Genomic DNA, 12,624 nt, shown 5'->3' on the forward strand with positions numbered 1-12,624 from the left:
GAATATAGAAGCATCGCCACTACTGTTAATGGGCGAATCACCTGACTTTGAGCAGGTCACTGTATCTTGTGGTATACCGAGGCGAAAGCATTTCTCGCTTCATCTGCCAGGTAGTCTGAATCCCCTGCCCTGCAAAATACAGCGTACCCCTACCATCCTTCGCATTGAGATGATCGAGTACTTCCATGAGCTTTTCACTGTTCTTCCGTGGCGCGTTGTCGTCGAAGAGGTTGAGCTGCGCTACGCCCTGGCTGTAGAAATCTCCCAGCATTACTCCTGCTTTCTGGTAGCGATGCCCGTCTCGCCAGATTGCATCGAGGCATTTTATCGCCGCGGTGATAATGTCCCGGCTATCCTGGGTCGGTGTAAGCAGCTTTACTGATGCACTGTTGCCGTAATACGGCTCGTTCAGCGCGAAAGGACTCGTTTTGACAAATGCGGAGATAAATCGGCAATACTGGTGCTCACCACGGAGTTTCTCCGCTGCACGTGAGGCGTAGCTGCAGATCGCCTGCCTCATCTCATGGTATTCAGTGATACGGCCGCCGAACGAACGGCTGCACACGATTTCCTGCTTTACCGGTGCGAACTCCTCCAGCCCGAGGCATGGCTCTCCGCGCAACTCCCGCACTGTTCTTTCCAGCATGACGTTAAAATGCTTCCTGATAAAGCGAATATCCGTATCGGCTAATTTAAGCACCGTGTCTATCCCCATGGCCTCCAGTTTTTTACTGATGCGGCGCCCGACGCCCCAGACCTCATGCACCGGAAGCAAAGCCATCAACTTCCTCTGTCTTTCCTGATTAGACAGATCCACCACTCCTCCGGTCTGCCGCTGCCACTGTTTCGCCGCGTGATTGGCCAGCTTTGCCAGGGTTTTAGTCTGGGCTATGCCGACGCCGACCGTGAGGTGCGTCCTGCGCAGAACCGTCTCGCGAATTTCCCTGCCAAAATCGGTAAGATCGCGACAGTTACGCACACCAGTAAGATCGCAAAATGCCTCATCAATACTGTAAATTTCACAGCGTGGAGAGAGTTCCTCCAGCGTTGTCATCACTCGGTTGGACATATCGGCATAAAGCTCATAGTTGCTGCTAAACGCGATAATACCGTGCCGGCGAAACATGTCCTTTTGCTTGAAATAAGGCTCACCCATTTTGACGAAGGGCTTCGCCTCTGGCGAGCGGGCGATCACACAGCCGTCGTTGTTTGACAGAACGACCACCGGACGCCCTTTCAGGTCAGGACGAAATACGGTCTCGCACGATGCATAAAATGAATTCACATCACAAAGCGCAAACATCTTAGCCAGCTGATTTAATGATGTACGTAACCACCCCGAACACGTCGAGAGTGTCCTCACTACCGACGACTATTGGCGAATATGCAGGGTTCATTGGGTTAAGCTGAACCCGCGGATGCAGTTGCAGCTTCTTAACGGTGAATTCCCCATCCACAGCAGCAATAACGATATCGCCATGAACTGCTGTTCTTGAGCTATCCACGACCAGAAGATCACCTTCCCCTATGCCTGCGTCTTTCATGCTGTCGCCGGCGGCTTTGACAAAATACGTCGCACTTGGGTGGTTAACGAGCAACTCGTTCAGATCAATACGTTGCTCAACATAATCCTGCGCTGGACTAGGAAAGCCGCACTGCACAAGGTCACTGTACAACGGGAGCAGCATGATCTGGCGTAACTCAACGGGCGTGTAGAACTGCATAATAAACTCGCTCACAAAACACTGTTTTTATATACAGTAGTTTTATTCGCTAATCTGATCAATAGAGGTTTTAACTATCAATCAGGAACACAGAGGGGGAAATCAATCACCTTTGAGCCCCTGATATTGGTTTCACTTAGTGATTATGTTGTCTATGTGCCTGCTTTGAACTATCTTTTCTCAAAACCTGCCACTGCAAAATGGATATAAGATGTCACAGACGGACTTGCTGATTGTTGTTTTTACGCTGGCCATTTTAGCCTTTGGCTATTCCATATGGTTCATTTCGAACAGAATACTCTGCTCAATATTTCATAGACTTACAAAGAATGTATGAATTGGGATGGTATAGACTCAAATTCATGATCCTTGTTCCTCGACATCGGAAGGTACTTACAGACCGTCTTCGCTCTTAACCTATCACATCGGCACCTCCTCCATGATGTAACAACTCAGACCAGAAATATCTGGAAACTTTAGGCATCTTCTTAGAAGATGGACGAGCGCAAAGACGCACACAGCAATGATGTTATGTAGTATTTTCCCCTTGAGTGTGCCTGCTCAAGGGGATTTTTTATCGCCGTATTGTACCGGAAAATATTTGTAAATAGTCTTCACCCCCACGCCTGTCACATCGGCCACACGCTAATGGACAGGCGGTTAGTCCGGTATGTTTCTCGCGCTACTACTGCTTACGTTAACGTCTGGTAATGATCTAGCGGCGCGACGTAAAGCGGCGTTGAAAGCAATTATAGTGACCGGCCGGCGATGGTACTTCACACGGTTAGAATGACTCTGAAATAAATAAACATCTTCTGGATAGCGTTCTCTTCTACGAGCAATCATCGCCCCCACTGGAGGGGTTGATTCAACACGTAGCTCCTTCAGGTGACCCTGTTTTCGTATCAGTATCAAGTCACCATCAATATCATCATATCGAATACTCAGCAGCCTTCCAGCGCTTAAACCCGTGTGAAAAATTAACGCCCACAAGTCAGCCCATGTATCTGAGATGGAAACAAGATTGCTGTTAATAGTTAAAAATTGCTCAAAACTTATTGTTTTCTTACCGTTCACGAACAAACCAAACTGTTTTCAAAACTGAAATAACTTATTATCTCAAATGTTACATATCACGGGAAGGGCAGGAATCCTTGATCACGGACGGCAGCAGGAAAGTATTTGTAGATCGTCTTCACTCCCACCCCTATCACATCTGCGATCTGGTGCCGGGTTGCGCCGTTCTCCAGCATTCTGCGGCATCTCTCCACCACTTCTTCAGTCATTACCCGGCGGCGGCCGCCGACTCTCCCCTGCTCCCTCGCTGCAGCCAACCCGGCTCGGGTGCGCTCCACTATCAGCTCGCGCTCCATCTCCGCCAGGGCGCTCATGACGTGGAAGAAGAATCGCCCTGCTGGCGTCGAAGTGTCGATCGAGTCGGTCAGGCTGCGAAAATTCACCCCGCGCGCCTGCAGCTCCGACACCAGAGTGATGAGGTCACGAACACTACGCCCAAGGCGATCCAGCTTCCAGACCACAAGAGAATCACCTGGTTTTAAACGACGCATAGCACGCCTCAGCCCTGGGCGCCTGGAATTTTTCCCGCTCGCTGTATCTTCGAAAATCTGCTCACATTCTGCGCGGATCAGCGCGTTTCTCTGCAAATCGAGGTTTTGATCGCCGGTAGACACCCGCGCGTAGCCAATCAGCATTATGCAACCCTTTGAAAATGCTGATTGTAAATTGCCTATCTTATTCGCGTAAACCTGGGTTCAGGCGAAGGGTTCAGTTTGGTTGGAAAATGCCCCAACATTTCCACCCTCAGAGCCATCGAACCTTCCTATAACGGGCAGTCCATCATTCTGGAGCGGGCGGCCGCAGGGGCGGCCACCGTCAATGCCATTCTTACGCATGATCCGACAGACACAACGTCACCGGACGATGGCATTTCAATCTTTGTAACGCCAGGTGGCGCCCGATGGAAAGCTGATATCAGCCAGGGGTACGATCTGAGACTGGCTGGTATTCTCGTTGATGGTTCAAACTTTAGTCCTGTATTAAAAAAGGCCAGGGACGCAATCATTAATAAGGTCGTTGCCAGTGGGCGGGTTAACAACGTAGCCAGCATCATTAAAATAGTACCGACTAACTTTATCTGTGAGTTTAAAATAACAGAGAAAGTAGACCTGCCGCCTTTTATTAGTTGCGGAACCATCGGCGGCCCATATTTTGAGGCTGGCGATTTTCTTGATGATTATAGCTTCAGGATTTCGAATCAGGATTTTCCTCAACTGACAAAGGCTATGTATCAGGCAGAAACAAGCTGGAAGGGTGCTACAAGCAAATACTGGAATCAGGCGGTTGGTAATAAGCCATTTTTTGCGATGGACGGGCAGAGGATGACACTGCGTGGACCTGGTTACGCACTGGATTCCGGCGGTAATCCGACGATTGAAACTGTGGGGGTCATCTTCGGTAATGATGTTCCGTGTGAGCTTGATGTGCGGAACTTAATGATTTGCGATATGAAAATCACAGGTTTTCATACCAACCATCGCTGGGGAACATATTACACCTTCATGTGCGGCTTCAGGGATTGTTATTTCTCACGCTGCTGGAACGGGATGGAGGTGCCAGAAGCATTCTACAATTTCGGCGAAGATATGCGCTATGAAAACTGCACCTTCGGCAACATTGCGAATGATGCCTTCTGGATTAAGGGTGGAGGGGAGTTCACCCTGGAGGGTGTTAAAACAGATTTTGTTGGTCGGCATATGCTGCGTATTGGTCCGCTTTCCCCGGTTGAATTTAAATATGTTTCAGGGCACATAGAAGGCATTCAGGGGCGGACTGTCTTCAAAGATGCCCCGCAAAGCTATTCGCAATCAACGGTTCTCATTGGCAAAGCTGTGAAGAGGGACGTAAGGAGGACGCTTGCTGGCCTGAGCGCTGAGTACTATGGCATCTATCAGGAATACGAGTGTCCGAGTTCGGTTTACGGTCAGTCTCTGAAAGTCACCGACGAATCGCATACGTCTGGCCGGGCGGGGATCAAACCCAACACGCCTTACCCCACGCTGGCGGGGCCGCCGGGTAACACTGGCGTATATCTAAAAACTCCACGGGGAATCGATCTAAGGACGCCATTTCCCAACAGCTACAGCGATGCCTGCTCAAACAGGATAAACCGCGTTCTTGGGTTTACTGAGTTAAGTACGGGTGATGTTGGTGGTGATTTGCTCTCTACTGATTACGCATGGGCCGCTCTAAAAACCGGCAATGCGAAATGCCGCTATGGCACGATGGCAGATGCTGACCCTGACGGCTATATGCCGTTTATCATTGAACTTACTGACCCAACGGAGGTGGTGCAGCTGTTCTGTACGAATGAAGCAAAAGCAGGTACCAGCCTTGAGTTGATTTGGGGTACTGCATCGATCCGCATAGCTGATGCTGTGGGCGATGTTATGGTTTCTTCAGTGATGGCATGTTATCTGCGCAACAGCGTAAGGGTAACTCAGGACGCTGATACGAAGGTGTTTACAGCAACCAGCACCCCTATACGTCGAACCTTTTCTGAAAGTGCGGCAATAAACATGACAACTCAACGACAGGGGATGCCGATTACCAGTGCTGATTACCAGGCAATGCTCCCTCAGGCGGCCAGCAACTACTGGCAGGGGAATGACTTCATCCAGCCGGGTTTAAAATTCACAGGCTTTACCGGGCGGATTTACGTTACCCGTCCGTTCTGGTACTTACCGTAAGAGGTGATACATGCACTACTTCATTTATCCATCGACTTCCAAAATCGCTGATGGTGAGGCAGTTTTACTGGAGATAACCAGTAAGGAACGGGATGTTCAGTTATTCGCAGATTTTGACTGCGAGGATATTCTGGACGTTATCTTAACCGGTCAGGCTGCTCTGTTTAATGCAGGGTTTGATACATCCAGCACCGTTCTGAGCCTGCTTGATTGAATCATATCCCGCCATAACGGCGGGATACATTCATAAAATATACCTCCTCAACTCTCCGCAAAATCAGATTCGAATAGCTCTTTATCAATAAAGCTTTCAAAGCCCTCTCCGTTCAGCATGTAGTAACCTCCCGCTCTCGGCTTCTCACGCAAAACATAATCTGATGAAACCGCCAGTTCCTGCCCGTTACTGTCAGTTATGGTGGCGGTGTAATCCGGGTTAATGGCAATGTTTTCAATAAGCATTGCCTGAACCGTTTTGTTTGAACGATACGTAATGAGTGCCATCAATACCTCAACTGATACCTGAATCGAAACGAATTGCCAGCGTAACTGATGCGCTGCGACGGTTTTCTAAAACGATATACTGTCCACTCTGGTACACGCAGAGTTTGTTTGTGACTGACGCGTCAGGCTGCGCCTGAGAAAGATTGACTCCATCACCAATAATTCCCGTGGGTTTTGGCGCTTTGTTAGGCACGTTAAAGAACGAGCCGAAAAGGGTATTGTCATCTTCCAGGCCCGTAATTTTGTACTCACCACGGCGGTTGTTTACTCCGGCGCCGACGATATGGGTGTAACTCGCACCTGCCGCTATAGTCACCGTAGGCGACACATAGCCTTTGTTATACAGATACCCTTCGCTATACAACCGCATTATTTCTGTTGGTGCGGTTGACGGGTCTGCAGTGTTTCCCATTAAGAACTTCAGTACAGTACCAGTATCAGTCGTTCCGGTTATAGAATACTGTTCAGCCAAGGCTGAAACAGTTCTTTGTATGTTAGCCATTACAGACAGGCGCATCATGTTTCGGACGCTTGAGAAAGATGTAAACGAACCGACCGGGGCACCATCGAAATATACTTCACGTGATGCGTTGGGGCTGTTGCTTAAGTCAATACCACCTGCAAAATTCGCAACCGATGCTCTCCCTGTATCAATGTAACCATTGAATCTGATATCTTTTACGATGCCCTCAATCTTGATAATCGGAGCCACATCATCCGCTCTTGGCCCAATGTGCGTTATTTGTCCGCCATTGAAATGGACGCCAACGCTGGAAATGATATGAATCGCTGGCGCAATATTGGCATTTGCCACAAGCGAATTCCCATTCTCATCAACGAGGCTGTTATTGCGGTTTACGCTAGGCGTATCGACCGTAACTCCAACGCAGTTACTGATATAGAAATGCTGGCAATTCCAGTTTCTTGGTTCAACATGAGGCTGAATTAAACGAATGCTATGATGTTTATTGTTTGCAGTAGTACCGCCCATACAAACAAAACCACGGCAGGTATCTCCTCCGTTGTATTCCGTCGGTTCCAGCTGCAAGTGAATAAAAGTCAGGTTGTTGGAGTTATCATCTGCACGTTCCTGAATATATACCGAGTTTCTTCCCCAGTTCTGAATGTGCAAATTCACAAAGGTAGAATCCCAAGCATGGCCTACTACGAATGGGTTACTGAACCAACCTATTTTTACATCTTCAACATAAGACAAACGCACTGCACTTATTGTGGAAACTTCCCCGAGCTTGACGCCCATATAAGCATTTAAACCAGGACCAGATAATGACCATCCTTTCCACATAATGCGACACGTGCGAAACTCCATAACCCGGTCATCTGCTGTATCAGAATAGAACCGAGTCTGGTTAGCACCATCACCAACCAGAGCATAAATGCTCATGCGAGACTCAGCCCCGCTTGTGTCAAGGTTCGTTAAAATCTCATTAATTTTTGAGACGTAATACGGATCATCCAAGCCTGGAGCATAAACCGCCTTGCGATACCTGGCTCCATCCTTCAACGCTTTTAGCAGTGCCGGCGCCCAGTCCAGCGTTGCTGGATCATCTGCCTTTGGAACACAAAGGTGTTTATATTCCCAGAGATTGATTTTCTGAGCGGACATAAACACTGCGACGCTTGCTGCAACATCGCAGGAATAGTTCCTGGCCCATGCAACTAAATACCCTCCCTGACCCTCTTCGCTTGAACCCAGGTTTGAGCGAAGAGCCGCGTCACCGATGTTCGACCATTTCCCTGTGGGGTTTGCAGCCGACCATACACCGCCATCGTTCTCAGGAGAATCCCCGGCAATGACGTGCTCAAGCTCGCCAAGGTATTTGTACCAGGAGCCATTGTAGTAGACGATTTGCTGGCGATTATCTACAACCAGACCAACAGCCCAGTTGCCAAGCTCCTGCCAGCCGATAGCTGCAACTGCCTGCTCGCCGCGACCAGTGATGTAGTCTATAAAGTGGCTGAAGATCATCTCCATGCCGTGCCAGGTTTTGCGCAGTACACCAAAGCGATCAGGTAATGATTCCGATTCCCGGCCATTGACTAACTTATCGAGGTTAGTTGCATTCTTAAGCAATACCTCTGGTGATGACGAGCCAAGTTTTTCGATGTTGGCCATACATTGTGCTCCAAAAATGAAAAAACCCGCCGAAGCGGGTGAATTGATTTTTTTGAAATTGCTAAGCTACGTCGCCAGGGTATGTAGCGTCGTCGTATGCGTAAAAGATTTCTTTATATTCCGGGGCTGTGACCTGGCAAGTACAGTCATCAGACGGGACAATTTCCTGAACGATACCGTGCCGCGCCCCCTTCTCACTGTCACAAAACAACAGGCGAGGTAATTCAACATCCGGATCATCCATTATCCAGTCTTCCGGGTGTAGGTCGTCGTTGAACGGTATAGTAAGGGTGAAGTCATCGACACGTGTCGGCGTTAGCAAACGAGTCGACGGCCGTCCCCCCTGAAACTGAATCCAGCAGCGCGGATTAGCATAGCTCCAGTCAAGAAGCTCAGTGACTGTTAACGTGATAACTTCATCATCGAATGTCACGCCTTCTATCAGACAGCTGATTGTTTTACCCGTCGGAATATCATCAGAAAGAATGATGTGATCGCCAAACTGATAGCACCAGCCAAGAAGCTCAGTTGTGCATTCATAGGTCCTGCGCTGGTGCAGATATTTCATGAGCCTGCGCATACCTATCCGGTAAGCACGATCTGCAGTCATTACAATGCCCAGAGAGTACGACTCCACTTTGCGTGGCACAGGATTATCAGCAGTCCGACACTGAACGATTTCTTCTGCCCAGGTAACCGGATTGATATATGTGACGTCAACACCGTCATAGTCATCATCGGAAGGGGCCCTGAATGAGGTCTGCATTTCTTCAACCGTATCCTGAGGGGTAATGATCCCGGTCCAGTTTTTGACGCCTTCACGCCCGGCAGACAAGAGCCCGTCTGACAACAAAAAATAACTCATGCCTGCTTCAGTGATTTTGTCGAAAATATCTTTTGCTGAAGCACTGTCGCTGCTTGCCTCATAATCAAAATACTCTCCCCTTGACGTCCACCAGGCAGTTTCAAGAGCATTTATTGCAGAGGTGTCGAGCTGATTAGCATTAAATCCAAGACTATTTGCCACATGACGGAATGCGCCGCTTATAGTTCTGTTACCTCCACTGTCATATTCACGGGTAGCGATCACGCTGACGCGCCTGTCAGACTGTGCCGCCAGCTTCCCCCCGGTTTCAACGGTAATTGCCCAGGTTGTTACACCTGAGTAGGATACCGGTCTTGCCAGAAGCCTCCCTCTCAAAGCCTGCCAGTACATATTGTCGCGCGCGTTATTACTGCCCTGCTCATTGCGTCGACGACAGCGAACCTCTACCAGCCCCGGAGAACTGAGGGTGATCCGCTCAGTGAAACCTAACCCGTTGATGTTTTTAAGCGCGTACTCTCCCTGGTGACTCACCCACCCCGATCCGGAACCGTAGACGCGATACTGAATCTCCCACTCAACATGCCGGAGCCGCTTTTTCCCCTTACTGTCGAAGCCACAGATGCCGTTCGGGAAGGAGAAATTCACCTCGAATGCATCCACCACTTCATTCTCAGGGCATACGAGGAAAGGCCCCAGCCAGCTCAGCGTGTCATTGAGTCCGGTGGCCTCATAGTCGATCATCGTCCTGGCGATGAATCCCGGCCATGACTCATCAACGGCACCGGAAACCAGGCGCTCCACTGTCGCCGTTGTGCCGTCTGACGAGACGATCTGGTATTCGTTGCCACGGTGAGCAAGTGAAAGCCGTTGCACCCCCTCCGGCATGCCGGAGAAAGCCGTTCCCGTAGTGCTGTTATACGCAAGCGTCACGTTTGCCGTTACCGCCGGGCTGCCGCCGGTTGATGCCGTACCGGAGGTGTAAACCGGGGCATCACCGAAAACGGCTGCAGGCAGCGAGGAGGATGTGATTGCCCCACCAACGAACGGACTGGCCGCCTCGGCTATCAGTACGGTACCGCCGTTGTCCCGCGCGACCAGACCGGAGCCAGTGAGCCCCTCGGTGATGGCTGCCAGCAGTCCAGACATCGAGATGTAGTTCGCTACCAGCGATACCGTATAGGTAGTGCCCTGCCATGTGATCATGAAAGTGCTAGAGCTGGTTGAAAAGTCGTAGGTAACAGGAGCGGCACTGGCCTGAATTTTTGCCGCGCTACCACCCTCGCCAGGCACCGCCTCCTGACCCGGGGTATAGGACGCAATGACGAGGTCATAATCGACACTGTTGAAACTCAGCGTCACCGGCATACCCGCTACAGGAGCAAGTTCGGTAAGCAACGAGCTGGCAAAGACACTGTAACCAGAAGAAGCGGAGATCAGATAATTCGTCGGCGCCTTAATTTCAACTATGGCCCTCGTTACCCAGCTGTCCGGGAGAGAATTATCATCCTCGTCGTCATCGTCGCCATCATCCGTATCAAGACCTGTAAATGTTACGGATGCACCAGAAACCGTCATGCTGTCAGCGATAATATCATCGGAATCAGGCGAGGTCTGGGCCATATCCAGCCCTGTTCCGCTTGATGTTCCGCCGACTTCTGTCGAGTTGAACCAGTTTTCACTTCGGGGATCAGAAGATACGTCCTCTCCTGGCTGGTACACCTTATCGCTGAAACCATCACCCAGCGAGGCTGCCGGGGTTTCTCCAATCCGTTTATCTCCTCCCGTAAACGAAAATCTCCCCTGCCCGACGCAAAGAAACATTTCGACCGTCATTCGCGTTGGATCATCGGGGTCAAAACGGGTAACCGGCTGCACCAGATAATCAGGATAGATGCGGCATCGACCAAACACCTCACGTATCGGGTCTCCAAGTTTCGCTGTGTTAGCTTTTGCAGGGTTTAGCTCCAGCGAACGACCACTACCCGATGAATAACCACCGAGATCGACTTTCGGCCCGAAGAACAACGAGTAGGCTGCGCTGGCAGCTGAAATCGCAACAGATACCCAGACGGCAATTTCCAGCCCCGTTCCATAAGGAACAGGGTAAATTCTGATATCACTGTCTGGGCTCAACTGGCAAAGCGGCCACTCATCGGGAGAAAGTTGGCGACCATTTAATTCAACGGCAATTGGGTGAGATCTTTCCAGGCTATATCCAGGAACATTTCTGACCATCCATTGGTGCAGCGTAATATTGCCATGTTCATGAGTTTCAAGCGGTGCTCCGGGTATCCGGGAAGGGTAAATTCTTATCGTCATTGCCAGAACTCCACACGGTTAAACCGACGGACAAATCGCGGAAGAGGTAGAAAGGTGACATTGGTTCCCGGATTACATTCGGCAACCTGCAACTGGCCATCCAGCAAAACTACGATACCAACATGCGTCACGGTTGATCCTGAATAACAAGCTACCCCGGCCCCGACACAAGGCTCGCAGCGTGTGAGGGATTTCATAAACTTCCTGGCCTCACGATCGAGCCCTCCCTCATCTTTCGTCACGCCGGAAAAATCCGGCCATAGCGGGAGAAGGAGATCGCCGCGGATTTCATTGATAATGCCGAAACAGTCGAGCTCAGGATAAACGCGCCCGCCCTTCAGCCATTTGACCGAAAGGTATTTATCAGAATGGAACATGTGAATACCTCAGGAAGACATGTAACGAAGACCGGGATGTTCAGCCAGGTTATAACGGTTACGCGGCCAGGCCGTTTTAAGGATGTTCATATATCCGGCAGTTACCTGCACCGCAGTTGCCGTCCACGATCCGGATTTCACATCAAGGGTGTAAGGCGATGCCGCCGGCGCAGATAAATCAGAGGAGATGTACCGCCGAAAAGTCAGTGTTGCCGATTTCATTTCGTCCAGAATTCTGTCAATCGCATCGGATACGACACCATCGATGTTACTGATGGAAAATTTCAGATCTTGCGTTCCGTCGGCATTCCTGGCAGGCAATGCTATATCGATAGCACACCCTTCAAACGTTACCTGCTGTCCGTCTTCTAACGAGACAGTAATATTGTCCCACCCGCGGGTAAGCCAGTAGTTCTGATCACCTGCCGTGATCTGCAGCGTGTCGTGAATGACTTCAGAGCCGCTGCTTGCATAAAGTTGCTCAAGAATTGTCATGCTCAGGCCACTCTCTGTTTAGCGCAATATCCAGTAACGACTGACCAGCCAGCCATTCCGGGAAATTCCCCCATCCTGCAGGCGGTAACGGACGCTCCCATAACTCCAGCGTTGCGCTGTACTGCCAGTATTTTGGCGCTACCAGAGTCGGTCCTTCGTATATATCAACGAAACGGGCTTTATAGGGCTTTACACCGATGGGGGTCTGTAATCTCAAATAAAACCAGGACTGTCCATCTTTCAGCACGTCCCGGAAAAAAGCCTCAAATACCTGCGCCAACCCATCAGTTTTAAAAATCCATTTAACCGAGGCCTGGGTGGGTGTTGAGGTGTATCGCCGCCTTTGCCTTGCTCGACCGGACGTCATTTCCGTTCGCAGTAACGGTGAGATGGGCTTAAAACCGTACCCGTCCATAAGAGGCATGGGCAGGTACTCATCCGGATAGATAATATCCGCCATTAACTTTCCCTCCGGGCA

Annotated in this window: 12 protein-coding genes; 2 read left to right on the forward strand and 10 right to left on the reverse strand. The window is 50.1% G+C overall.

The annotated features are described in order from the left end of the window. Positions 1–37: 37 nt before the first annotated feature. The 4 genes from ACOI7D_RS02300 to ACOI7D_RS02315 form a co-directional block, all read right to left on the reverse strand. Positions 38–1,303 (reverse strand): Y-family DNA polymerase, encoded by a 1,266-nt coding sequence (locus ACOI7D_RS02300; protein WP_109547521.1) that lies wholly within the window; start codon positions 1,301–1,303, stop codon positions 38–40. A gap of 1 nt (position 1,304) precedes the next feature. Then, positions 1,305–1,724, reverse strand: coding sequence for a translesion error-prone DNA polymerase V autoproteolytic subunit (locus tag ACOI7D_RS02305; protein WP_004179627.1), 420 nt, complete (start codon positions 1,722–1,724; stop codon positions 1,305–1,307). Between the two features lie 660 nt (positions 1,725–2,384). Then, positions 2,385–2,807 (reverse strand): hypothetical protein, encoded by a 423-nt coding sequence (locus ACOI7D_RS02310; RefSeq protein ID WP_109547523.1) that lies wholly within the window; start codon positions 2,805–2,807, stop codon positions 2,385–2,387. A 50-nt stretch (positions 2,808–2,857) separates the two neighbouring features. Then, the gene (locus ACOI7D_RS02315) at positions 2,858–3,436 is read right to left on the reverse strand and encodes a recombinase family protein (RefSeq protein WP_109547524.1); all 579 of its coding nucleotides are present in this window, start codon (positions 3,434–3,436) and stop codon (positions 2,858–2,860) included. Positions 3,437–3,514: 78 nt separating this feature from the next. Here ACOI7D_RS02315 and ACOI7D_RS02320 point away from each other — a divergent pair, with 78 nt between their 5' ends. After that, positions 3,515–5,491, forward strand: coding sequence for a hypothetical protein (locus ACOI7D_RS02320; RefSeq protein ID WP_109547525.1), 1,977 nt, complete (start codon positions 3,515–3,517; stop codon positions 5,489–5,491). 10 nt (positions 5,492–5,501) lie between these two features. Beyond that, positions 5,502–5,705: a hypothetical protein gene (locus tag ACOI7D_RS02325; RefSeq protein WP_109547526.1), complete on the forward strand. Its 204-nt coding sequence runs from the start codon at positions 5,502–5,504 to the stop codon at positions 5,703–5,705. A 47-nt stretch (positions 5,706–5,752) separates the two neighbouring features. On the opposite strand, the gene ACOI7D_RS02330 is transcribed toward ACOI7D_RS02325, so the two are convergent. The 6 genes from ACOI7D_RS02330 to ACOI7D_RS02355 all read right to left on the reverse strand — a co-directional run bounded on the left by ACOI7D_RS02330 (position 5,753) and on the right by ACOI7D_RS02355 (position 12,606). Then, positions 5,753–5,992, reverse strand: coding sequence for a hypothetical protein (locus tag ACOI7D_RS02330; protein WP_226453176.1), 240 nt, complete (start codon positions 5,990–5,992; stop codon positions 5,753–5,755). Positions 5,993–5,999: 7 nt separating this feature from the next. Then, complete coding sequence (locus ACOI7D_RS02335; protein WP_204161450.1) at positions 6,000–8,129, reverse strand: hypothetical protein; 2,130 nt, start codon at positions 8,127–8,129, stop codon at positions 6,000–6,002. A 61-nt stretch (positions 8,130–8,190) separates the two neighbouring features. Further along, positions 8,191–11,274, reverse strand: coding sequence for a host specificity factor TipJ family phage tail protein (locus ACOI7D_RS02340; RefSeq protein WP_117140848.1), 3,084 nt, complete (start codon positions 11,272–11,274; stop codon positions 8,191–8,193). Next, entirely contained in the window at positions 11,271–11,651 is a 381-nt protein-coding gene (locus tag ACOI7D_RS02345) for a hypothetical protein (RefSeq protein WP_032750767.1), read from the reverse strand. The genes ACOI7D_RS02340 and ACOI7D_RS02345 overlap by 4 nt, the downstream gene beginning before the upstream one ends. Positions 11,652–11,660: 9 nt before the next feature. Continuing rightward, positions 11,661–12,146, reverse strand: a complete 486-nt coding sequence (locus tag ACOI7D_RS02350; RefSeq protein WP_021313618.1) for a DUF1833 family protein — start codon at positions 12,144–12,146, stop codon at positions 11,661–11,663. Further along, the gene (locus tag ACOI7D_RS02355) at positions 12,133–12,606 is read right to left on the reverse strand and encodes a hypothetical protein (RefSeq protein WP_086624306.1); all 474 of its coding nucleotides are present in this window, start codon (positions 12,604–12,606) and stop codon (positions 12,133–12,135) included. Before ACOI7D_RS02355 ends, ACOI7D_RS02350 begins: the two co-directional genes overlap by 14 nt. Positions 12,607–12,624 lie beyond the last annotated feature (18 nt).

The sequence above is a fragment of the Klebsiella sp. C360 genome (assembly GCF_048822415.1).
Lineage (GTDB): Bacteria > Pseudomonadota > Gammaproteobacteria > Enterobacterales > Enterobacteriaceae > Klebsiella > Klebsiella quasipneumoniae.